This window comes from Anabaena sp. TISTR 8404, from assembly GCF_056847745.1.
Genome location: NZ_CP180578.1, coordinates 4,937,006 through 4,958,564 on the forward strand (window position 1 = coordinate 4,937,006; position 21,559 = coordinate 4,958,564).

Consider the following 21,559-nt stretch of genomic DNA (forward strand, 5'->3'; position numbering starts at 1 on the left):
AATAAAGGTTATTGTCTATCAGCTATTTGATATGGCTTTGTGTTGTTCATAGTTAAGAGATACGGTTCACTTGGGATGAAAATAAACGGCAATCAAATTTAGACAAACATGGGTTTGATTTTGTAGATGCTTCCCAGGTTTTTGAGGGCGCAACATTCACGTTTGAAGATGAGCGTTATGCTTATGGAGAGCAGCGTTTTATTACATTAGGACTATTGCGTGGGCGAGTAGTGGTGATAGCCCATACAGAAGTTAAAGATGAAATTCGTGTCATTTCGATGAGGGAGGGAACTAAACGTGAGCAAATCATTTTCTTCCAAAACCTCTCAAACTGATTGGGATCAGATTGATGCTATGCAAGATGAAGACATTGATCTTTCAGAAATTCCGGAAGTAACTGAAGCGCAGATGAAACGGGCTGTGCTGCGTGTTAGTGGAAAACCTGTTGAACGAGGTCAACGGCGTGTCGAGCTTCTGCTGGATGCGTTCATCGTGGAATACTTCGAGGCAAAAGCTGGTGAACAGGGGTATAAAGCACTGATTAATCAGGCATTGACAGAATATATCCTCGCCTCCTCACCTTCTCATCAATCTACCCCTAATGTCTAAAGTAGTGAATCTACAATGGCTGTTGTCGGAATACTATTCAAATTAGTGAATATTGTTCCAACATGGTATCTTATGTCACCGCTTACAGAAGCTCTAGAAAGAATTTTGGTGTGGCTGCAAGCTAACTGTCCGTCAGTTGCTTCATTTCCTTATCCAGGATTGACAAATGAACAAGTTCAAGAACTAACCAAAGATTTACCTTTTAAACTCCCAAGTGAAGTAAAAGAACTTTATCAATGGCGTAATGGCACTTTACATGGTCATGGTTTCTTTCCATTTTCAGTCTTCTACTCTTTAGAAGAATCTTTGGATTTTTACCATAAAACTGTAAAGTATGAGCTAGACGAAAGTCTTTTAATGAGTCCACGTAATAGCCTGATTCTTTTTAGTAGAGATGATTCATTTTTCTTTGTAGTTGCTGATGAAAAAAAGAATAATAATTCTCAAGTTTGGGTAGTCCATACTGGTGATGACTCCGTAATCTGCTACACAAGTTTGACAAATTTAATGTTAATAATTGCAGATTGTTACGAAAATGGTGCTTACTATGTTAATTCTCATGGATTTTTAGAAGAAGATAGAGTTAGGTCAGATTATTTTTTGTGTAAATACAATGCAGAAATCAAAAATAGACCTGACTTGGGTTTATATTAAATATTTTTATTCAATATTTTATAAATTCCACCCCAAACTCGTTGGCTGTTGATAAACCCGCTTCAAAGTATTCACATCTCTGGGTGAAATAGTCGCTGGGTTGCGAACTTGGGAAAAGTATAAAGTATCAGTTTGTGATGGGCTATGTCCCCAAATTCCCAAGGCGTGGCCTAGTTCATGACGTGCAGCAGCAACGACATAATTACCTGTCTGACTAGGACTCAAGAGAATAGTAAAACGGTGTAATAAAACATTGTTGCTGGTATACAACTTATAGGTGGTTAAAGCAGAACGCGCACGCAGGATTTTTTTATCTGGTGATAATTGTAATGGTGGTGCTTTTCGCTCAATTTTAATATCAGCAATCTCTGGCTTTTCTACTACTGTTAAAGGTAAGTAAACACTCCATTCCTGTACAGCCTGCAAAACGCTTTTAACCCATACTTCAGCTTGTTGATTACTAATAGCTTTCGGCTGTTCTACATAAACTTGCACCGGAAATTTTGACCAAATTAAATAACCTACTTCGGTTGTTTCAACTTGGGAAAAGTAATCACCAATGTTTGTATTATCCTTCCATTGAGTCAGTGTAGATGGTAGGGGATGAGGCTTGGGGGAAGGTAGAGAGATGGCGTTAGAGGGTAAGTTAGCCAAAATAATTAACAGCCCTGTGCTTATAGTTAAGACAAGGGCTGTTAGCAATTTTCTAATATTCAGTATCGGGTGTAGGGTAATTTTCCCCATTTCCCTATCCTTATTTAGGTAGCCAGCCTGCACTTAATACCACTGTCAAACCAAGAAAAATTACTGTCAAAGCCCAAGTAACTCGGTTTAATGTGTTTTCTGCACTTTTGGTGCTGCTAAATAATTGGGCTTGCCCGCCAATAGCACCAATACCATCACCTTTGGGACTGTGCAGTAATACTAAAACAATGACTCCAAGGGCGGCTAATGCCCAAACAATTTGTACGATATTTGTAACTGTCATGTTAGCAATCTCATTTATAACGGTTTGAAAACAGATGTCGGAAGTTAAGGCTTCAAAAACTCTATTTTATTACTTTTAACTTTTAACTCCTAAGATTCTTAGCATAATCCGTAGTGAGGACTGAGTGCTGAGTAAAGCAAAAAATACTCAGCACTCAGCACTTTCAACTCAGCACTTTTTACAGACCAATTGGCGTAGGGGTACGATTCCGCTTTAAGTCAAACTCTACTGGTTTAACTAGCGATCGCCCGGTCATTTCTTCTGGTTGAGGTAGCTGTAAAATATCCAGAATGGTAGGCGCAATGTCGGCTAACTTGCCATCGCTACGCAGTTCGACATTTGTACCATGTCCAGGAATTTTAGCTTTTTCTCCTTCCACCAAAATCAAGGGTACTGGATTGGTAGTATGAGCCGTCCAAGAATTACCCTCTTCATCTAGCATATACTCAGCGTTGCCGTGATCGGCGGTAATAATTGTTGTCCCGCCTGCTTTGATGATGCTTTCGAGGAGACGACCCACACAACGATCAACTTCTTCAATCGCCGTGATGGTAGCTGGCATTTGACCAGTATGCCCTACCATGTCTGGGTTAGCGTAGTTAATTACTACTAAGGAGTATATGCCTTTTTGAATGGCAGCGATCGCTACATCCGTAACGGCAGCGGCTGACATAGTTGGGGCTTTGTCATAAGTCGCTACCATCGGACTGCTAACTAGTTCTCGGTCTTCGCCAGCAAAGGGTTCTTCTAAACCGCCGTTAAAGAAGTAAGTAACGTGAGCGTATTTTTCTGTTTCCGCAGTACGGAACTGCTTCAGTCCATGATTAGCAATGACTTCACCGAGAATATTAGTCAAATTCTGCGGCTCAAAAGCTACCGTCACTGGTAAGTCTGGATCGTACTGGGTAAATGTAACAAAAGATAATGGCTGAATTTGCTGTCGTTCAAAGCCTGTAAATTCGGGACTGACGAAGGCTTGAGTCAGCTGTCTAGCACGGTCAGGTCGGAAGTTAAAAAATATTACCCCATCTCCTGGTTCAACTGCGCCAGGAGCAATGCGGACTGGGTTAATAAACTCGTCTGTCACCCCTTCGGCGTAAGATGCTTGCAAGACTTGTGCGGCTGTTCGTCCATCGCCTGCACCATCTTGGGTCATGATATCGTAAGCCCGCTTAACTCGATCCCAACGGCGATCGCGATCCATCGCGTAGTAGCGACCACTAATAGTAGCGATGCGCCCAATCCCAACAGAGTCAATGTAATCTTGAATTTGCTGGATCGCTTTTATACCTTCGCTAGGGGAAGTATCACGACCATCAGTAATCGCGTGGATACAAACCTCTGAAATTAGCTGATCCTTGGCTAAGTCAATTAGTCCGAACAGGTGGGTAATATGCGAGTGTACCCCTCCATCAGAACAAAGACCCACTAAGTGCAGCTTGCCATTCCTAGAGCGAACTTCCTGGCAAATTTTGACCAGTGCAGGGTTACTGAGGATTGAACCATCTTCTACAGCATCCGAGATGCGTACAAGTTCTTGTGGTACAACTCGCCCAGCGCCAATATTCAAATGACCAACTTCTGAGTTACCCATTTGACCCTCTGGCAAGCCTACGGCTTTTCCTGATGTGCGGATGAGGGTATGCGGGTACGCCGCCCACAAGCTGTCCATTATCGGCGTTTTAGCCGCAACAATAGCGTTTCCTCGCGTCTCCTCGCAGTAGCCCCATCCGTCTAAAATGACTAGCACCACAGGAGCAACAGGTGCTTTGGTCATAGTAAAATCGCCCTTTACTTTTTGTAATACCCGAATGATACCACTGCTAACCACAGGTGCAAGTGAATTTCTGCTTATTAACTTATTTTATGAATTATTGACAGATTTTTTAGACTTTTTTTACTTTTCGTAGCTTTTGAATATATTTTGTGATATCTCAAGCGGGTTGATTAGTTAGTAGTTAAGCAGAGGTGCTACTACTAACTTGATATTTTATTTTTTCTTGGCAGAAGCTTTCGCTGCTTTGGCGGCTTTCTTAGCAGCTTTTTCCGCAGCTATAGCAGCTAATTTTGCTTGTTCTTTTTCCTCGGCAATTTTTTCTAGGTAGTAATGGTAATCTCCTAAATAAACTCGAAACTCACCGTCTCGAATTTCAACAATTTTGTTTGCTACCTGAGAAATAAAATAGCGGTCGTGAGAAACTACAATTGCCGTCCCATCATAGTTTTGCAGTGCTTCTTCCAACATTTCTTTTGCTGGAATATCTAAATGGTTAGTTGGCTCATCTAAAATCAGTAAATTCGCTGGACGCAATAGCATTTTTGCCAATGCTAAACGCGCTTTTTCTCCACCGCTTAAAGATTCAACAGATTTAAATACAGTGTCACCTGAGAATAAGAATTTGCCAAGCAGTGTGCGAACTTCTTCGTTTTTCCAGTCAGGAACTTCATCATGAATTGTTTCCATAACTGTCTTTTTCAAGTCCAACGCTTCGGCTTGATTTTGCTCAAAGTAACCTGGAATAACGTTATGATCGCCTAAATTAACAATGCCTTCTGTGGGTGTCTCACTACCCGTAATTATTCGCAATAAGGTAGATTTTCCTGCACCATTTGGCCCTAAAAAAGCGATGCGATCGCCCCTTTCAATCAGCAAATTTGCACCCAGAAATAAGATTTTATCATCATAAATATGAGTCAAATCTTTAATCTTCACTACCTCCCTACCACTACGGGGTGCAGGGGGAAAACGAAAATGCAGGGTTCTCACTCCAGATGTGGGTGCTTCGATACGCTCAATTTTGTCTAGTTGCTTTTCTCGGCTTTTTGCTTGAGTACTGCGGGTAGCACTAGCGCGGAATCTATCAACAAAGGCTTGCTGTTTCTCCAGTTCTTTTTGCTGACGTTCGTAAGCATTTAGTTGTGCTACTTGATTTTCAGCTTTTTGTTGCAGGTAAGCTGAATAGTTACCTAAGTATGTACTAGAAACTCCACGTTCAGTTTCGACAATTTGAGTGCAGAGGCGGTCTAAAAATTCTCGGTCGTGGGAAACTATTACCATTGGCGTTGTTAAGCCTTTCAGGTAATTTTCTAGCCACTCAATAGTTTCTAAGTCTAAATGGTTTGTTGGCTCGTCTAATAGCAACAAATCTGGTGCTTGCAGCAGTATTTTACCTAAACTCATCCGCATCTGCCAACCACCAGAGAAAGCACTGACGAGGCGATCGCCATCTTCTTGCTCAAATCCCATCTCTGGTAAAATCTTGCCGATGCGTGCTTCTAAACCGTAACCATCCAAAGCTTCAAACTGACGCTGCAAACGATCTAACTTGTTGATCAGTTTATCCAGTTCCTCTGGTGTTGCAGTTTGCATATCGTGTTGCACTTGCGTTAGAGCTAACTGTACTTCGTTTGCTTCCTTAAATACTGTCCAAAATTCTTCTCTAACAGTGCGCGTGGGATCGACTTCAAACTCTTGATTGAGGTAAGCAATATGCAAACTAGCAGGACGAATGATTTCGCCGGCGGTAGGTTCAATTTCCCCAGAGATAATTTTTAACTGGGTAGATTTTCCCGCACCGTTAACGCCAACTAAGCCAATGCGATCGCCTGGTTTGACTTCCCAGTTGATGTCCTTAAGGACTTCGCCTGTAGGATAAATTTTACTGATATGTTCGAGTCGCAGCATCGAGTTTCTCTCTGGTAAGAAATATATGGTTAAGGACGAAGTACCAACACCGTGTCCAATATTAACAAAAATTAACCAATAATTCCTCCCAGTAAGTTGTAATGAATACCAGATACCTCCTAATTTTAGTTAATTACGAATTTTGTGCGGCTTGCTGTACTTCTTCAATAGTCAAACCAAGTTCCTCAGCCACTTGTTCTACAGTTAAACCCAGCTTCAAAAAGCGAGGAACCATTCTTAACTTTTCTTGGCGTTGACCTTCTTCTATACCTTCCTGTCTTCCTTCTTGTTTGCCTTCCTGAAAAACATCCTGAAAATATCTGGTATTCCTTAATTCACTGAGGTTAAACATTTCCTCCATCTCCTCTTTAGTGATTGTGGGAAACTTGTACAACAAGATTGTCTCTATTAATTCTAATAATTGCTGTTGTTTGATTGATGAGTTTATCTCTAATTTTGCCCTTTCTAGCAGTCCTCTGGCCTCTGCGATCGCTGTGTCTTCAGATGTCACAATTAATTTAACAGTGGCAATGCCAATAGGTAGGGATGCTTCGGTACTTAATTCATCAAGATAAATACGCCTAACTCGCTGACTAATAAAGAATTCTCTGTAGTGCTTGATATCTCCTATGTCTACACTTCTGTTAGGGTATAAAACCACAGCATTCCAATCATTTGCAGGTTGATTTTGCCGCAGGTACAAGCAGATTTCTGCAATCAAGCGTGCATAAATTCTTTCATCGGCTTGAAACTGCACTTCTACAAAGTAAATTGGCTGCTCACTTTCAAAATTCGGAACAAATACCCCATCAATTCTGAAGGATGTTTGTTTAATCTCAATTGACGAAAATTGGTAAATACTTGCAGTATCAGGAGAATTCCCAATCAATTCAAAGAAGATGTCAGGAAATTCTTGAAACAAGCGATAAAATATGGTGTCTGTTTTCACAGATTGGTACTAGTAGATAATTTTCTGTAGCTAATTATGTCTCTTTTTCTGCTTCTGCACCATCCCTAACTTCTTGTACACGCTCTTTAGATATTCCTAATACTCGTGCTATTGGTGCTAACAAACTATCATCAATTGGTTCTCCAGTATAAATATTATTTAGTTCTGTAGGAGAAATTTTAAAGGTATCGCAGAATTTAGTAAATTCCTGATTGTTGAGGTCAAGTTCTTTTTGTCGTTCTTGAAGTAAAAGTGCGATCGCTCTCGTCCCAAACTTAGGACGTTCGCTAATTTTTATATATTTTTGTATTAAGTGGTTAACCTTACTAGTATCGCCACCTGTCTTTTTTAATAAATCAGTACAGGCTTTTCTCAAAGCTTTTTTTAAAACTTCTTCTTCATTTAAAAACTTAGTAATTTCATTGGCATATTCTTGCTTAAAGAAACCGACTAAATTACCTTTATGATAAATAGGAATATAAGCTACATCTGGATCAAACTGCCAATCTGAAGGTTCGTTACGTAGCAAAGACATGGCTGCACCTATGAAAATTTAATGCTCACCATTCTAAGACTATTTATAGTGACTCGCCAGTAGTAAAATTTGAGACAAACAATTCATAACTTAGATCCCCGACTTCTTAAAGAAGTCGAGGATCTAGCTTTTTATAAAATGACATAGGTTAATTAAGGCAATTTATTAAACTGGCGACCAAGGGCCAATAATATTGATACCTCGCTGCTCTTTTTCTGCTAATTCTATGTTTAATGTTAGTAGTTGCTCTAAAAGATCATCATTAGAATTAAAACCGTAAGCTTCCATTACCAATTTATCTAACTGCTGATGCAGTTTATAAAGCTGGCTAGTTGGTTCATCAAAAAATTTGTTGTAAAGTGTGGTAATTCCCCACTGTTTTGACTGCATTTGTTGTGTGCGGTATTGATGAAGTTCCTCAGCCTTAGCACGAATTTGTTGAACTAATTTAGGGTCTGGTGTTTGGGGAAACGGAAATTTTTCAAAGCAAGTTGTGGGTGTATAAGCTGTTGTTTCACCTAAAGTTGACTTTTGAGCATTCATCCAAGTACGATGCACTATTGATGAAACAATACCAAAAACGTAAAAATCATCAGTGGTTAGCACAACTGATTTATCACCTGCTAACCAATTCAGAGGTGCAGGAATAAATACAGACCACTTAGATACTCTAGGAACAGTAAAGTAAAATTTTAAATCAGCAATTGCTGTTCTCATTGCTTCATTAGTACGCTTGAAAACCCACCATTTTCTTCTTAAGACCTTTCACGATTTTTTAAACGTTCTGGTTTGACACAGGTTTCTATATGCCTAAAAGGTAAGATATAATTACTTGCTTCTTCAATAGGCATATTTGCAAAGTCAATTATCCAGCGTTCTGGAGTACCATGAGGATTCTGAGCTAAATTCTCACCCATTGAAAATAGGTTAAGAATTTCTTGATTTTTAGAATCAGATTTTATCCAAGCTTTTACTTGCTCTTCATTAATTATAAATCCTTTACCATTAGGCTCTACTCCACGAAGACACCAACCAGTATTTACTTTGATGCAATTTGCTTTAGTCACATCAACAGTAGATTTGAGTGAAGAGTTGATCGCTAGAACTAAACGATTATCTAAATATAAACTTGGATTTTTTGCTTTACTCCAGTTGATAATACTAACATGAACACTAGCTTCTCCAGACCAAGGCTGAGTAGATATAGCATCATGAATATATCCATTATTCTCAATAATATAATCTATAGAATCTTCTCTATTTTTACCTTGGCAAATTGAATTTGTAGCTACTAATCCTGCTCTCCCATTTTCTCTGAGCTGCGAATGAGATAATCGAAACCAATAGCAAGCTATATCTATTTGTTGGTTTCTAACTTCTGTAAATTTTTCAAAAATCTTTTCAGCATAATCATCCCCTAATTCTTGTCTAATTCGATGTCCACCCAAAAATGGAGGATTACCAATAATTGCATCAGCTTTTGGCCATTCATTAAATAGCGCATCCTGACAAACGATATTGTTATCCAAGGTATCCAAAGGTAAAGCAGGCTCAGTTAAATTTAAATTATCAATAGCAATCTTTCGCGCAATCATCAGCGTGACTCTAGCCAATTCCACCGCAAAAGGATTTGTATCCATCCCAAAAAAATTTAATGGTGTGACAAATCCTATTTGCATTTGTTTATCATCTGACCTACGACGCTGAGAAATCTTATCCAGCAATAACATTTCAATCCGTTTGAGTTCCTGATAGGCTATGTAAAGAAAATTGCCAGAACCACAAGCAGGATCAAGTACGCGATAACTTTGTAATTCTAATTGCAGTGTAGACAATTCGCCAATTGTATTAGCCGCTTCTATTTTTTCTTCCCAATAACGGCTAATTGTTGGGCGAACAATTTTCATAATATCCGCTTCTGAGGTATAGTGAATACCTCGTGCATGACGCTCTATTTTATCTATCGTACTTTCAAACAAATTACCAAAAATTGCTGGACGTACCTGACTCCAATTTTCTTTAGCTGACAACTCCAATAAATTCAATTCATCTTTTGTCAAATCAATAGAATAAATTAGCGAAAATAAACCACCATTAAAATAATCAACTCCTTTATAACGTCCAGCAGGTGTAACTCCTAGCTGATTCATTTCTCGAAATAATCCACCTAAAACATCATAAGAACTTGCACCTTTAATACAATCTTCAACACAAGAAATAAACATATCACGGGGTAAAAGTTGCCTATCTTCTGCAAACATTGCAAGTACACATTGCAGAATGAATCGCTGTGCTTTTAGCTTCTCAATTCCACGTTTTTCTAGCTCCAATAACAACTCTCCCATACTACGTGCAGCCCGTTCTGTCACCTCTACCTGATTGTTACGGAAAATAGGAATTTTTTCGCCTAATTCCATAAATCCAAAGGCTCCCACCCTTGCTGGTAGCTGCTCTAGAGGAATTGCATCTACAGGTGTATCTAATTGAATATCAAAATCAAAAATCCAAAACTCATCAAAATTACATAAAATTACATATTTTGGACGTTGTGGTACTAAACGCGTCCAATAATCAAATGCTTGAGAATAATGCTTACTCAAATTTTCCCCGCGCTTTTTCATTTCAATCAATACGCGAGGTTTCCAAACTAAATCCGCAAAACCTGTTTTACCTTTCTTGCTACCTTTTTTAATTGCTTCCTCGTAACTCGCACCTGCTTCTAATGCACCCTCATGTCCAAAAGCCCGAAAAAAGCGGTCTAAAAATGTTTGAGCTTCTTTTTTTTCTTGTCCTGTAATGTGCTGTTTGCAAAAACTGACAAATTTATCCAAACTTTCGCGTGTTGCTACCATTTTTGATTACAAATGAACTTCAGTGATTTTAAATATTTCAATGTTATGAATTAATCAGTAAAAATGGTGAAAAATATGGCTAAATTAAAAAACCGCCTGCGCGTTAAACATAACAACACACCAGACGGTTTCTAATTAAATTAATTCTCAAACTAAAGATTAGTTCATCGCTCCAGAAGCAGCTAATTCTGCCAAACGTTCCTGCTGATCTTGAGAGATACAAGATTGAATCAGCATCTCTAAATCACCTTCAAGTACAGGGTTCAGAGAAAAGTTCTGACCTAAGCGGTGGTCGGTCGCGCGGTTATCTTTATAGTTATAAGTGCGAATTTTTTCCGATCGCGATCCTGTACCAACTTGCGATCGCCGCATGGAAGTTACAGCTTCTTGTTGTTCGCGTAACTTCATTTCGTACAGTTTCGCCCGCAAAATTTGCATCGCCCGTTCTTTGTTTTGCAACTGGCTGCGTTCTTCTGTACAGAAAATCCGTATTCCTGTCGGTTTGTGCATTAAGTCAACGGCTGTTTCCACTTTGTTGACGTTCTGCCCACCAGCACCGCCAGAACGCGCCGTAGTCATTTCAATATCTTTCGGGTCAATGTGAATTTCCACATCATCCACTTCTGGCATAATCGCGACAGTCGCGGTTGAGGTGTGAACCCGTCCACCAGCTTCCGTTGCTGGAACACGCTGCACGCGATGCACTCCAGCTTCAAACTTCAGCTTACTGTAAACGCTGTCACCTTGAATTTCTAAAATTACCTCTTTAAATCCGCCCATTTCCCCTAGTGACTCGCTCACTAGTTTGACTCGCCAACCTTGAGTATCAGCGTAGCGAGAATACATCCGCAGTAAATCGCCAGCCCAGATACTCGCTTCATCACCACCAGTCCCGGCGCGAATTTCCAACATGATGTTCTTATCATCGTTGGGATCGCGGGGTAGCAGCAAGACTTTCAAGCGAGTTTCTAGATATTCAACTTTCTGCTCTAATTCATCAACTTCCAAAGCTGCCATCTCTTGCAACTCTGGATCGCTATTTGACTCTTTGAGGACTTGACGCGCCCCTACTAATTCTTCTTGGGCTATTTTCCAAGTTTCGTAGGTATTGACTACTTCTTCTAAAGAAGAACGAGACTTGGCAATTTTTTGATACTCATCGGGATTCTTAGCTGTATCTGGGTCGGCCAAGCGACGAGTCAATTCATTAAAAGTTTGTTCAACAGATCTAAGTTTTTCCAGCAGGTATGTTTCAGCCATGACGAGTGCGATCGCTCCTTAAAATAACAACTTGGCTCAAAAAATGACAATCGACCCAGCATTCGCAGGGTCGTCGTTAACAGCAGAGCCAAACCGCTACTTTTTCTTCTTGTCGCCGGAGCCTTGCTCGCTTGACTTGCCGTATTTCCGCAGGAAGCGTTCTACACGACCTTCGGTATCGATAATCTTTTGAGTACCAGTATAAAAAGGGTGATTTCCAGACCAAACATCTACGTGCAATTCTGGTTTGGTAGAACCAACAGTCATGACAACTTGACCGTTGCAGTAGACTTTAGCGTCTGGATACCACTTGGGATGAATATCAGGTTTAGCCATTGTTCCTTTTGTGGTGAATCTATATAAATTATAACTTTTTGATGTGGTTAGAGATTAAGGCTAGGAAGCCAAAAGGTAAACGCTTTTGACTTTTCCATACCCAAGACCCAGTAACTTATCGTTTGGAGTACTGAGGAGCTTTACGAGCTTTGTGCAAACCATATTTTTTGCGCTCTTTAGCTCTAGGATCGCGGGTTAGATAGCCTTCGGTCTTCAAAGGAGAGCGATTTTCTGGGTCTAATTGGCACAAAGCACGAGCAACACCCAAACGGATAGAATCAGCTTGACCAGTTAAGCCGCCACCTTCAGCTTTGACTAAAATGTCATATTCGCTTTCTAAGCCAAGAGTTTCTAGAGGTGCTTTGATAACTCCCAAGTAATTCGCATTGAACTGAAAGTACAACTCTCCCGATTTGCCATTTACTGTTAATTGACCGCTACCAGGTACAAGGCGTACTCTTGCTACTGCTGACTTACGGCGACCTGTACCCCAGTACACGGCGCGACCGCTATTTGCTTCTGCTACTACCATTAACTTTCTGCTCCAGGAATTGTACTAATTTTTAATTCTTTAGGTTTCTGTGCGTCGTGGGGATGAGTAGGCCCAGCGTAAACTTTCAGTTTCGTAAACAACTGCTTACCTAAGCTATTTTTAGGTAACATACCTTTAACAGCGTGTTCTACAATCCGTTCTGGTAGACGCTGTTGCAGCTTGGCAAAAGTTTCGGTCTTCATCCCACCAGGACGGCCAGAATGGCGACGATAAACTTTTTGAGTACGTTTTTTACCTGTAACTGCGACTTTCTCAGCGTTAACAACGATTACAAAGTCACCAGTATCTAGGTGAGGAGTATATTCAGCTTTCTTTTTGCCTCTAAGAATCATAGCAATTTCGGTAGCGAGGCGACCAAGGCGTTGGTCTGTAGCATCTACTACGTACCAATCACGCTCAAGAGAATCTTGAGGGGGAAGGTAGGTTTTATTCATTGTTGTTTGTCCTTTGTCATTTTTTTGGAGTCAAAAGTCCATAGTCCATAGTCCATAGTAGAAATATTTGACTATTGACCAATGACTATTGACTAAAAACTAAATTTTGGCTGGGTATCGTACCAAACATCAGGAGAAAAAGGAAAATCAGGATAGCCGACACGCAACAAGCACAAACCTTGAGCAGGCGCGGCGTATTTTACTTCTTCTCGACGTTCTTCTTGCCAAATTTCGGTGAAGTTAGCAAGCGATCGCTGCCCCGTACCAACTTGTACTAGCATTCCCACTAGTAGCCTGACCATGCCATATAAAAATCCATCTGCTTGGATTTCAATATGGATTAATGACCCGTTACGCTGGCATTCTGCGGCTTGTACCTCTACCCAAGAATGCGCTCTTTTCGAGCCTGCACGATGAAAAGCAGCCAAATGGTGCTTGCCCAGCAGAGGTTTCATGGCAGTCTGGATCAATAATTCATCCAGAGGCTCATGATAATAATGCCAACTGAAGGGCTTAACGAACAAATTAGGTCGTTTTTCAGTGTATATCGTGTAGCGGTATCGCCGATACGCTGCACTAAAACGAGCGTGCCAGGCGTTACTCACGGGTTCTGAAGCCCTTATTATTATGTCTTGCGGCAAATAACTATTGAGAACTGTTGCCCATTTATGAGCCGGAATTAAACCTGTAGCATCAAAGTGGGCTACTTGTGCAGCCGCATGAACACCAGCATCAGTGCGACCTGCACCGTGCAGTGTGACATGATGACCAAGAATAGTAGCGATCGCTGTTTCGATTTCTTCTTGGACTGTACGCTGCCCCTTTTGCCGTTGCCAGCCATGAAAATGAGTGCCAAGGTATTGAACTACCAAGGCTACTCTTTGAGTTTGTCTAGGCTGGTCAGTTTCTAACATACAGATTTTGTGTCATTTGTCATTCGTCATTTGTATAAATACTTTTGACTATTGACTATTGACCATTGACTTACACTAGTTCAATAATTGCCATTTCAGCATGATCTCCGCGCCGAGGTACGGTATGCAGAATGCGGGTGTAACCACCATTGCGATTACCATACCGAGTAGGAGCTTGCTCAAACAAAGCATGAACCAGTTGTTTATCGTATATATAACCTAAAGCTGCCCGACGTGATGCTAAGGAGCCGTCTTTAGCTAAGGTAATCATTTTATCTACTTCACTTCGCAGAGCTTTCGCTCTAATCAAAGTAGTGGTAATTCGACCATGACGAATTAGCTCAGTGGTTAAGGTACGCAACAGAGCGCGACGCTGGTCAGCTGGTTTACCAAGTTTTTTAACCCGACAACGGTGACGCATAATAGTGGACTATGAACTATGAAAGGTTTTGCTTTAGCTGTGTTTGGAGCTTCTTTCCTGCGGTAAGGTAATGCCCAAACGTCGTTGCAGGGCTTCTACAACTTCTTCTGCTGATTTTTGACCAAAGTTTTTGATTTCTAACAGATCTTCTTGGGTAAAATCCAATAAGTCTGCCACAGAATTGACTTGTGCGCGTTTGAGACAGTTGTATGCCCGCACAGAAAGTTGCAATTCTTCGATCGGAATTTGAGCAGTTGGGTCGTCTGGAACCTCAGAACCAATATCTGTTGGTTCTAAAGAAATATCTTTCAGAGGGTTGAATAAATCTACCAGAATACCTGCCGCTGAGGATAGTGCTTCTTGAGGGGAGACACTGCCATTTGTCCAAACTTCTAACAACAGTCTGTCTTTTGTAATCGAGCCATCCGCACGGGCTTCTTCGACACTGTAGTTGACTTTTCGCACTGGCATAAATACCGAGTCGATTTGCAAAAAGTCCAAAGAAGTGGCTTCTTCCCGGCCTCGTTCTACGGTGCGATAACCCTTGCCTCTTTCGATACGAAATTCCATTTCCAGCTTACCGCCCTCAGCTAGAGTAGCGACATACTGGGTAGGATCAACGACTTCAACTTCACTTGGCAAATCAAAATGGGCTGCTGTTACTGTTGCTGGCCCGGTAACGAGTAATCTGCCAATTTGGGGTTGAGAAGAATAGCTTTTGAGAATGACTTCTTTCATTCTCATCAAGATTTCTAATACGTCTTCTCGCACACCTGGAACTGTGGCAAACTCGTGTGTCACACCGGCAATTCGCACTGCGGTAACTGCTGTTCCTTCCAAATTGGAAAGTAACACCCGCCGCAACGCATTACCAACAGTTGTGCCTTGACCACGCTCTAGGGGTTCTAAGACAAACTTACTGTAATGGCTCCGACTTTCCTCTGTACTAGACTCTACACATTCGATTTGAAACTGCGCCACGGAGTAGCCTCCCTTAATTAAGGTGCTGCTAACAATTAATTACCTATTCAATTTACTTTTGCCCTAAGCTTTCTTCAGGCTGATCAAATTGCCAACGTCATAATGGCGGTAATTGACCTCCTTATTAAGTCTGCGGGCGATTATCCATAAATATGGGTTTTGGAAAGTACAGCAGCTCTCCCTCAAGGAAGAGCTAACTGGCTTTTTACCGTCCAAGCCGTCAGAAGTTATTGAGTATTCACGCTGCTTAAAAGCTAAAAGCCAATAAGTCCTAAGAGCTATCACAGGTGAATTTTGATGTTGCCCAACAGATTGTATCTAGACTCGGCGGCGCTTTGGTGGACGGCAACCATTGTGAGGAATTGGAGTGATATCTCGAATGAGTGTAATTTCCAGTCCTGCTCCTTGAAGGGCGCGAATCGCAGTTTCTCTACCTGCACCAGGGCCACTGACCATCACCTCTATTTGACGCATTCCTTGGTCAATAGCTCTGCGGGCTGCGCTTTCAGCAGCAGTTTGGGCAGCAAAGGGAGTTCCCTTTTTAGCTCCCTTAAAACCACTGGAACCAGCACTTGCCCAGGAGATGACATCGCCATTTTGATCGGTGATCGTGACAATGCTATTGTTGAAAGTAGATTGGATATAAGCAAGTCCGTTGGGTACGTTCCGCTTTTGCTTTTTACTCCCAGTTTTCTTAGTTGGTTGTCTCGCCATATTTGTTTAGTTAATCTAGAGAAAAACTTGCTCTGATGAGCAAGCAATGAACAATTATTTGCCAGGAGCTTTCTTCTTACCAGCTACTGTCTGCCTTCTTCCACGACGGGTTCTAGCATTAGTACGAGTTCTTTGGCCCCTAACTGGTAAACCCATCCGGTGACGGCGACCTCTGTAGGTACCAATGTCAACTAAGCGCTTGATATTCATGGCTTCCAAGCGCCGCAAGTCACCTTCTACTTGATAGTTACTTTCTATTTCTGCACGTAGGGCTGCGACATCGGCATCACTTAAGTCTTTAACACGGGTGTCGGGATTGACACCTGTAGCCGCAAGAATTTCCTGCGACCTAGATAATCCAATTCCAAAAATGTAAGTTAGACCAATCTCAACGCGTTTATCGCGTGGCAGGTCTACGCCGGCAATACGTGCCACAATGAATTTCTCCCTGTTGTTCTCGCAATTTCTGTTGTTAAGATGTGGATTTTAAACCACATCCAAAATTTTTGTGGTGATTTTTCCAAGTCGCAGTTATCTCCCAAATGTTGAGAGTGTTATCCTTGACGTTGTTTGTGCTTAGGATTAGAGCAAATCACCATAACGCGACCACGACGGCGAATCACGTTACACTTTTCACAAATTTTTTTGACAGAGGCTCTGACTTTCATGCCTTTTGTAATTGACTCCAAATATAAAATTATAGCATTTCTAGAAAAATATTGCAGTTAAGTAAATGAGAATCACCAAAAACTTAGTTTTATGGTATGATCCTCTACATATAACTAATTTGTTCTGGATTTATTTATTTTTTCCGCAATCTATAGGTAATTCGGCCTTTTGTCAGGTCATAGGGAGTTAATTCCACTTTGACGCGATCGCCTGGCAAAATTTTGATGTAGTTGCGGCGAATCTTTCCAGAAATGTGTGCCAGTACATTAAAACCGTTGTCTAAGTCTACGCGAAACATAGCGTTTGGCAAGGACTCAGTAACCGTACCTTCCATTTCAATCAAATCTTGCTTAGACAATTTTTTTGTTCCTCAACTCAACAATTTTCCGTTCACTTGCAGCCTTCATCTGCAAGAGAACATAATTTGAGAAATATATCAACAGTTTATTAATATATCTTAGCTAAAATTGATCAGCATTCTGTTGCCAAATTGGAGTTAGGAATTGGGAGTAATGACTCGTGAATTCCATACTTCCCAATTACTACCCCTTCGTATTTAGCTAGGAAGCTAAAATGTTTTTCAATTCAGTAGTGACTTCTTCTTGGGATTGATTACCATTGACGGTCAGCAGCCTTTCGCGCTTACTGTAGTAATCAATCAAAGGCGCAGTTTCATTGCGATACACTTCTAGGCGACGGCGAATTACCTCTTCGGTATCATCTTTTCGTCCTCTAGCCAGTAACCTTGAGATCACAACGTCATCTGGTGCATCTAAGTTAACTACCCTTTCGCCACCTTGCGCAGTTTTTGCCAGCAATTCTTCTAAAAAAGCTGCTTGTGTAACTTTGCGAGGAAAACCGTCTAAAATCCAGCCAGATTTTGCATCTGGTTGACCTAAGCGTTCCTCTACCAAGTCTTGCACCAACTGATCAGGAACTAACTCACCGCTATCAACATAACTTTGAGCTTTAATTCCCAGAGGAGTTTGCTCTTTCATTGCTTGCCGCAATATTTCACCAGTGGAAATATGAGGGATGTGCAGGTGTTCTGCCAAAACTTGAGCTTGAGTTCCTTTACCCGCTCCAGGTGGCCCCAAGAAGATTAGTCGCGTCACTATTGTTTCACCATTCCTTCATAGCGCTGAGAGATAACATAAGTTTGGACTTGTTTGGCGGTATCAATTGCCACCCCAACTAGGATTAGTAATGAAGTAGCACCTAATCCCTTAAAGGTTGGTACTTTCAAAGCACTTTCCACGGCGGTAGGAATGATCGCAACCAAGCCTAAAAATATCGCTCCCAAAAAAGTTAATCTGTTAATTACCCGCTCAATGTACTCACTTGTAGCTTTACCTGGGCGAATTCCCGGAATACTAGAACCCATTTTCTTCAAGTTCTGGGCTACATCAACTGGGTTAACAATCAATGAAGAGTAGAAGTAGCTAAAGAAGACAATTGAGGTTAAGTAAACCAGCGCGTATACCCAAGGCGCAGAACCACCAGGACTGAGATAGGTATTGACGATATTCGCTAACTCAGGATTCTTCGTAAAGTTGGCAATTAGCAATGGCAAACTCAGGATGGCAGCCGCAAAAATAATTGGCATAACACCACCAGAATTGAGACGTAGCGGTAGATAGCTCCGTTGTTCTGCCAGCACTCTTCTACCTACTTGACGACGAGCCGAAATGATTGGGATGCGGCGGATACCTTCTTGCACAAACACAATCCCAACAATAGTTGCCAGGAATACCAATACTAGTACAATTACCCTACCTACGATTTCTCTACCGCCAACTTGTACTAAGTCGATGGTGTCGCCTAGAGATTTAGGTAGCGAAGCGACAATGTTGACAAAAATCAACAGTGATGCACCATTACCAATACCTCGTTCTGTGATCAGTTCGGATGCCCACATAACGAACATAGAACCTGCGGTAAGAGCGATCGCAGTTTCAGCCACAAATAGCGGTCCTGGAGTTAAGGCGAATTGTTGCAGGAATAAGGCAGAAAAAGCCACGCTTTGAACGATTGCCCAGCCTACAGCCACGTATCGTGTGATTTGCGAAATTTTACGCCTTCCTGCTTCGCCTTCGTTTTTCTGTAAATTTTCTAAAGATGGGATAGCCGCAGTCAGCAATTGGATGATAATGGACGCATTAATAAAGGGCAAAATCCCTAAAGCAAAGACTCCCAAAGTTGAAAGTCCACGTCCAGAAAAGATATCCAATAGACCAAATATGGAATTGCTACCCGAAATAGCATCGTGAAATCTATTTCTATCAATTCCTGGTACAGGTAAAAAGATACCTAGGCGAACCAAAATTAAAATACCGACAGTGACAAGCAGCCTGCCTCTTAGCCCAGCTGCTTGTGCCATCTGCATAAAAGTTTCTTGAGCCGTTGGGGCTTTATCTCGACTGATCATAGAGTGCTACCTTTGTCGTGAACCAGGCACTGGAAGCGAGTTGAGGTATTTAAGTGCGCGGTTGGCTTCACCCTAAAACTTCACAACTTCCTCCAGCTGCCTCAATTTTGCTACGAGCTTGGCCTGTGAAAGCTGCCGCTTTGACGTTGAGGGCAACGTTCAATTCCCCATTACCCAAAATTTTCAATGGCCCTTTGGCAGAGGTTAAAATCCCAGCTGCTTTTAAGGATTCCAATGTTACTTCTGTATTGGCAGGAAGAGAGGCTAACTTCTCTACATTTATCGTAGTGTAACTCTTGCGATTCACAAGTGGAAAGCCTTTCAGCTTGGGTATACGGCGGTACAATGGCTGTTGACCACCTTCAAACCCTGGCCTGGTACTGCTACCAGAGCGAGATTTTTGACCCCGCATACCTAGACCAGCACTAGCACCTTGACCAGCAGAAATACCTCTACCTACACGGCGACGGCGTTTTTTCGAGCCTTTTTGAGGCTTAACATCGTTGAGTCTCATGATGTTATTTTTATTTTTTACAAGAACTCTGTAAGTGAAGCTCTACTAAATGTAGAGTTTGTCAATAGCAATACCACGGTCTTCGGCCACTTCAGCAAGAGTACGCAGGGTAGATAAAGCATTAACTGCGGCTCTAGCATTATTGAGTGGGTTGTTAGAACCGAGTTGTTTAGCTAGAACGTTACGAACTCCGGCTAATTCCAGTACAGTCCGCACAGCACCACCAGCAATTACACCAGTACCAGGTGCGGCGGGGCGCATGATAACTTTTGCACCTCCACCAATGCCATCAATAGGATGAGGGATGGAATTAGATTTGGTGATGGGAATGTCAATTAGGTGTTTTTTGCCATCGGCTACGCCTTTTTTAACAGCACCGATTACATCTGAGGCTTTACCTACTCCGACACCTACTTGACCACGTTCGTTACCAACAACAACGATCGCACGGAAGCTGAGTTTTTTACCACCCTTAACTACCTTGCTCACGCGTCGGATTTGGATTACCCGCTCTTGCCAGTTGGTTTCTTCTTTTTTTGCGCGGTTAGCTTTACGACGACCTGTTGCCATAATCAATGCCTTTAAAAGTCAAGAGTCAACAGTCAAGAGTCAAGAGTCAATAGTCATTACTGTTGACTATGGACTATGGACTTTTGACAACTTTAAAAATCTAAACCAGCTTCACGTGCTGCGTCAGCTAGTGTTTTGATTCGACCGTGATATAAGTTACCACCGCGATCAAAGACTACCTTAGTAATGCCTTTTTCAAGAGCGCGTGCTGCAATTAACTTCCCAACTTGTGCCGATGCTTCGCAGTTAGCCCCAGAAGCTAAATTTGCTTTTAACTCTGCATCTAAAGTTGACGCTGCCACTAAAGTATGATGTTGAGTATCATCAATTACTTGGGCGTAAATATGTTCGTTAGACCGAAATACTGCTAGGCGTGGGCGTTCTTGAGAACCGCTAACCTTGCCACGGACGCGACGATGACGACGCTGTTTTGATTCTCTACGAGTAAGTTTCATTTTTATTTCTTACCTTTACCTCCGGTCTTACCAGCTTTGCGTCTGACTACTTCACCCGCATAGCGAATACCTTTACCTTTGTAAGGTTCTGGTGGTCGGACGGCACGAATTTTAGCTGCTGTATTACCTACGATTTCTTTGTCATAGCCGCTGACTATAACGTTAGTATTGTTTTCTACAGCAAACTGAATTCCTTCTGGTGGCTCAATTTGTACTTGATGGCTGAAACCCATGTTCAAAACAAGGTTACGCCCTTGTACTTGGGCGCGATAACCAACCCCTTGAATTTCCAAACGACGTTGAAAACCTTGGGAAACTCCCTCTACCATGTTGGCAACCAATGTTCGGCTTAAACCGTGCATTTGGCGAGAGGTACGGGAATCATCTTTACGAACTACTTGTAAGGTTTCCCCTTCTTGGCTGACTGTCACGTGAACAGGTAAATCTCGTGACAGTTCGCCTTTGGGGCCTTTTACCACAACCTTGGTGCCATCAATGGTGACTTGCACTTTGGCGGGAATAGTAATTGGTCGTTTACCAATACGAGACATGATCTTTTGTCCTTTGTTATTTGTCTTTTGTCTTTTGTCTTTAATACTTATGACAAATGACTAATGACTACCAGACGTAGCAAAGTACTTCACCACCTAAGTTCTGACGGCGAGCTTCACGGTCGGTCATGATGCCACTAGATGTAGAAATAATGGCAATGCCGATGCCGCCTAGTACTCTGGGTAAATCTTTTCTGTTGGAATAAACGCGTAAACCAGGCTTACTCACCCGTTTGAGGGCAGTAATCAAAGGCTGACGATTTTTACCCTTATATTTTAGGGCAATCACCAAGTGACGTTTTACGCCTTCTTCGGTTTCGGAATACTCTGAAATAAATCCTTCTTCCTGTAGTACTTTGGCAATACTACGGGTCATTTTAGTGGCTGGCACTTGTGTTGTTTGATGCCTTGCCATGTTGGCATTGCGGATGCGCGTCAGCATATCTGCAATTGTGTCGTTAGCCGCCATCGTTCCCTCTTTAGATGA

The 21,559-nt window shown here is 41.7% G+C and carries 27 protein-coding genes and 1 pseudogene; 3 read left to right on the forward strand and 25 right to left on the reverse strand.

The window, feature by feature from the left end; all coding sequences use genetic code 11:
- Positions 1-59 precede the first annotated feature (59 nt).
- The 3 genes from ACMX3D_RS21310 to ACMX3D_RS21320 are packed head-to-tail and all read left to right on the forward strand — an operon-like array spanning position 60 to position 1,263.
- Positions 60-335, forward strand: coding sequence for a BrnT family toxin (locus ACMX3D_RS21310; RefSeq protein WP_482752395.1), 276 nt, complete (start codon positions 60-62; stop codon positions 333-335).
- Entirely contained in the window at positions 298-609 is a 312-nt protein-coding gene (locus ACMX3D_RS21315) for a BrnA antitoxin family protein (protein WP_482747828.1), read from the forward strand. Before ACMX3D_RS21310 ends, ACMX3D_RS21315 begins: the two co-directional genes overlap by 38 nt.
- A gap of 15 nt (positions 610-624) precedes the next feature.
- Positions 625-1,263, forward strand: coding sequence for an SMI1/KNR4 family protein (locus ACMX3D_RS21320; RefSeq protein WP_482747829.1), 639 nt, complete (start codon positions 625-627; stop codon positions 1,261-1,263).
- 18 nt (positions 1,264-1,281) lie between these two features.
- Here ACMX3D_RS21320 and ACMX3D_RS21325 read toward each other — a convergent pair whose 3' ends face one another.
- From ACMX3D_RS21325 to rpsH, 25 genes and pseudogenes are all read right to left on the reverse strand, one after another.
- Positions 1,282-2,007 (reverse strand): peptidase, encoded by a 726-nt coding sequence (locus ACMX3D_RS21325; protein ID WP_482747830.1) that lies wholly within the window; start codon positions 2,005-2,007, stop codon positions 1,282-1,284.
- Between the two features lie 10 nt (positions 2,008-2,017).
- On the reverse strand, positions 2,018-2,251 hold the full coding sequence (secG, locus tag ACMX3D_RS21330; RefSeq protein WP_482747831.1) for a preprotein translocase subunit SecG: 234 nt from the start codon (positions 2,249-2,251) through the stop codon (positions 2,018-2,020).
- Positions 2,252-2,429: 178 nt separating this feature from the next.
- On the reverse strand, positions 2,430-4,028 hold the full coding sequence (gpmI, locus tag ACMX3D_RS21335; RefSeq protein ID WP_482747832.1) for a 2,3-bisphosphoglycerate-independent phosphoglycerate mutase: 1,599 nt from the start codon (positions 4,026-4,028) through the stop codon (positions 2,430-2,432).
- A 213-nt stretch (positions 4,029-4,241) separates the two neighbouring features.
- On the reverse strand, positions 4,242-5,936 hold the full coding sequence (locus tag ACMX3D_RS21340; protein WP_482747833.1) for an ABC-F family ATP-binding cassette domain-containing protein: 1,695 nt from the start codon (positions 5,934-5,936) through the stop codon (positions 4,242-4,244).
- Positions 5,937-6,069: 133 nt separating this feature from the next.
- Positions 6,070-6,885, reverse strand: coding sequence for an Rpn family recombination-promoting nuclease/putative transposase (locus ACMX3D_RS21345; protein WP_482747834.1), 816 nt, complete (start codon positions 6,883-6,885; stop codon positions 6,070-6,072).
- Between the two features lie 34 nt (positions 6,886-6,919).
- On the reverse strand, positions 6,920-7,420 hold the full coding sequence (locus ACMX3D_RS21350) for a hypothetical protein (RefSeq protein WP_482747835.1): 501 nt from the start codon (positions 7,418-7,420) through the stop codon (positions 6,920-6,922).
- A 165-nt stretch (positions 7,421-7,585) separates the two neighbouring features.
- Positions 7,586-10,272 (reverse strand): annotated as a pseudogene (locus ACMX3D_RS21355) (DNA methyltransferase).
- Between the two features lie 159 nt (positions 10,273-10,431).
- Positions 10,432-11,532: a peptide chain release factor 1 gene (prfA, locus tag ACMX3D_RS21360; RefSeq protein WP_482747836.1), complete on the reverse strand. Its 1,101-nt coding sequence runs from the start codon at positions 11,530-11,532 to the stop codon at positions 10,432-10,434.
- Positions 11,533-11,628: 96 nt separating this feature from the next.
- Positions 11,629-11,868, reverse strand: a complete 240-nt coding sequence (rpmE, locus tag ACMX3D_RS21365; protein ID WP_190707364.1) for a 50S ribosomal protein L31 — start codon at positions 11,866-11,868, stop codon at positions 11,629-11,631.
- Positions 11,869-11,983: 115 nt separating this feature from the next.
- Positions 11,984-12,400 carry a 30S ribosomal protein S9 gene (gene rpsI / locus ACMX3D_RS21370; RefSeq protein ID WP_190707360.1) on the reverse strand — a complete coding sequence of 139 codons (417 nt, stop codon included), beginning with the start codon at positions 12,398-12,400 and terminating at the stop codon, positions 11,984-11,986.
- Positions 12,400-12,855, reverse strand: a complete 456-nt coding sequence (gene rplM, locus ACMX3D_RS21375) for a 50S ribosomal protein L13 (RefSeq protein ID WP_482747837.1) — start codon at positions 12,853-12,855, stop codon at positions 12,400-12,402. The genes rpsI and rplM overlap by 1 nt, the downstream gene beginning before the upstream one ends.
- A gap of 92 nt (positions 12,856-12,947) precedes the next feature.
- A complete protein-coding gene (gene truA / locus ACMX3D_RS21380; RefSeq protein ID WP_482747838.1) occupies positions 12,948-13,769 on the reverse strand; it encodes a tRNA pseudouridine(38-40) synthase TruA in 822 nt (273 codons plus the stop codon).
- 70 nt (positions 13,770-13,839) lie between these two features.
- Positions 13,840-14,190, reverse strand: coding sequence for a 50S ribosomal protein L17 (gene rplQ / locus ACMX3D_RS21385; RefSeq protein WP_482747839.1), 351 nt, complete (start codon positions 14,188-14,190; stop codon positions 13,840-13,842).
- 33 nt (positions 14,191-14,223) lie between these two features.
- The gene (locus ACMX3D_RS21390; RefSeq protein ID WP_482747840.1) at positions 14,224-15,171 is read right to left on the reverse strand and encodes a DNA-directed RNA polymerase subunit alpha; all 948 of its coding nucleotides are present in this window, start codon (positions 15,169-15,171) and stop codon (positions 14,224-14,226) included.
- Positions 15,172-15,489: 318 nt separating this feature from the next.
- The gene (gene rpsK / locus ACMX3D_RS21395; RefSeq protein WP_015113409.1) at positions 15,490-15,885 is read right to left on the reverse strand and encodes a 30S ribosomal protein S11; all 396 of its coding nucleotides are present in this window, start codon (positions 15,883-15,885) and stop codon (positions 15,490-15,492) included.
- Between the two features lie 54 nt (positions 15,886-15,939).
- Positions 15,940-16,320, reverse strand: a complete 381-nt coding sequence (rpsM, locus tag ACMX3D_RS21400) for a 30S ribosomal protein S13 (protein WP_482747841.1) — start codon at positions 16,318-16,320, stop codon at positions 15,940-15,942.
- A 119-nt stretch (positions 16,321-16,439) separates the two neighbouring features.
- The gene (rpmJ, locus tag ACMX3D_RS21405) at positions 16,440-16,553 is read right to left on the reverse strand and encodes a 50S ribosomal protein L36 (protein WP_015113411.1); all 114 of its coding nucleotides are present in this window, start codon (positions 16,551-16,553) and stop codon (positions 16,440-16,442) included.
- Between the two features lie 134 nt (positions 16,554-16,687).
- On the reverse strand, positions 16,688-16,912 hold the full coding sequence (gene infA, locus ACMX3D_RS21410; protein ID WP_006276978.1) for a translation initiation factor IF-1: 225 nt from the start codon (positions 16,910-16,912) through the stop codon (positions 16,688-16,690).
- Positions 16,913-17,114: 202 nt separating this feature from the next.
- Positions 17,115-17,669, reverse strand: a complete 555-nt coding sequence (locus ACMX3D_RS21415; RefSeq protein ID WP_482747842.1) for an adenylate kinase — start codon at positions 17,667-17,669, stop codon at positions 17,115-17,117.
- Positions 17,669-18,982 (reverse strand): preprotein translocase subunit SecY, encoded by a 1,314-nt coding sequence (gene secY / locus ACMX3D_RS21420; protein WP_482747843.1) that lies wholly within the window; start codon positions 18,980-18,982, stop codon positions 17,669-17,671. The genes ACMX3D_RS21415 and secY overlap by 1 nt, the downstream gene beginning before the upstream one ends.
- A 67-nt stretch (positions 18,983-19,049) precedes the next feature.
- Positions 19,050-19,496, reverse strand: a complete 447-nt coding sequence (gene rplO, locus ACMX3D_RS21425) for a 50S ribosomal protein L15 (protein WP_482747844.1) — start codon at positions 19,494-19,496, stop codon at positions 19,050-19,052.
- Positions 19,497-19,541: 45 nt separating this feature from the next.
- Positions 19,542-20,066, reverse strand: a complete 525-nt coding sequence (gene rpsE / locus ACMX3D_RS21430; protein WP_096584530.1) for a 30S ribosomal protein S5 — start codon at positions 20,064-20,066, stop codon at positions 19,542-19,544.
- Positions 20,067-20,158: 92 nt separating this feature from the next.
- Entirely contained in the window at positions 20,159-20,521 is a 363-nt protein-coding gene (gene rplR, locus ACMX3D_RS21435) for a 50S ribosomal protein L18 (RefSeq protein ID WP_482747845.1), read from the reverse strand.
- 2 nt (positions 20,522-20,523) lie between these two features.
- Positions 20,524-21,072 carry a 50S ribosomal protein L6 gene (gene rplF, locus ACMX3D_RS21440; RefSeq protein ID WP_482747846.1) on the reverse strand — a complete coding sequence of 183 codons (549 nt, stop codon included), beginning with the start codon at positions 21,070-21,072 and terminating at the stop codon, positions 20,524-20,526.
- 67 nt (positions 21,073-21,139) lie between these two features.
- Complete coding sequence (gene rpsH / locus ACMX3D_RS21445) at positions 21,140-21,541, reverse strand: 30S ribosomal protein S8 (RefSeq protein ID WP_482747847.1); 402 nt, start codon at positions 21,539-21,541, stop codon at positions 21,140-21,142.
- Between the last annotated feature and the right edge of the window lie 18 nt (positions 21,542-21,559).

Coding starts and splice junctions, on each gene's coding strand:
- ACMX3D_RS21320 (WP_482747829.1), top strand. CDS start 625: ATGGCTGTTGTCGGAATACTATTCAAATTAGTGAATATTGTTCCAACA.
- rpsE (WP_096584530.1), bottom strand. CDS start 20,066: ATGGCAACAGGTCGTCGTAAAGCTAACCGCGCAAAAAAAGAAGAAACC.
- ACMX3D_RS21340 (WP_482747833.1), bottom strand. CDS start 5,936: ATGCTGCGACTCGAACATATCAGTAAAATTTATCCTACAGGCGAAGTC.
- rpmE (WP_190707364.1), bottom strand. CDS start 11,868: ATGGCTAAACCTGATATTCATCCCAAGTGGTATCCAGACGCTAAAGTC.
- prfA (WP_482747836.1), bottom strand. CDS start 11,532: ATGGCTGAAACATACCTGCTGGAAAAACTTAGATCTGTTGAACAAACT.
- rplR (WP_482747845.1), bottom strand. CDS start 20,521: ATGAAACTTACTCGTAGAGAATCAAAACAGCGTCGTCATCGTCGCGTC.
- gpmI (WP_482747832.1), bottom strand. CDS start 4,028: ATGACCAAAGCACCTGTTGCTCCTGTGGTGCTAGTCATTTTAGACGGA.
- ACMX3D_RS21325 (WP_482747830.1), bottom strand. CDS start 2,007: ATGGGGAAAATTACCCTACACCCGATACTGAATATTAGAAAATTGCTA.
- rpsK (WP_015113409.1), bottom strand. CDS start 15,885: ATGGCGAGACAACCAACTAAGAAAACTGGGAGTAAAAAGCAAAAGCGG.
- rplQ (WP_482747839.1), bottom strand. CDS start 14,190: ATGCGTCACCGTTGTCGGGTTAAAAAACTTGGTAAACCAGCTGACCAG.
- rpsI (WP_190707360.1), bottom strand. CDS start 12,400: ATGGTAGTAGCAGAAGCAAATAGCGGTCGCGCCGTGTACTGGGGTACA.
- ACMX3D_RS21350 (WP_482747835.1), bottom strand. CDS start 7,420: ATGTCTTTGCTACGTAACGAACCTTCAGATTGGCAGTTTGATCCAGAT.
- rplO (WP_482747844.1), bottom strand. CDS start 19,496: ATGAGACTCAACGATGTTAAGCCTCAAAAAGGCTCGAAAAAACGCCGT.
- rplF (WP_482747846.1), bottom strand. CDS start 21,072: ATGTCTCGTATTGGTAAACGACCAATTACTATTCCCGCCAAAGTGCAA.
- secY (WP_482747843.1), bottom strand. CDS start 18,982: ATGATCAGTCGAGATAAAGCCCCAACGGCTCAAGAAACTTTTATGCAG.
- rpmJ (WP_015113411.1), bottom strand. CDS start 16,553: ATGAAAGTCAGAGCCTCTGTCAAAAAAATTTGTGAAAAGTGTAACGTG.
- truA (WP_482747838.1), bottom strand. CDS start 13,769: ATGTTAGAAACTGACCAGCCTAGACAAACTCAAAGAGTAGCCTTGGTA.
- rpsH (WP_482747847.1), bottom strand. CDS start 21,541: ATGGCGGCTAACGACACAATTGCAGATATGCTGACGCGCATCCGCAAT.
- rplM (WP_482747837.1), bottom strand. CDS start 12,855: ATGAATAAAACCTACCTTCCCCCTCAAGATTCTCTTGAGCGTGATTGG.
- secG (WP_482747831.1), bottom strand. CDS start 2,251: ATGACAGTTACAAATATCGTACAAATTGTTTGGGCATTAGCCGCCCTT.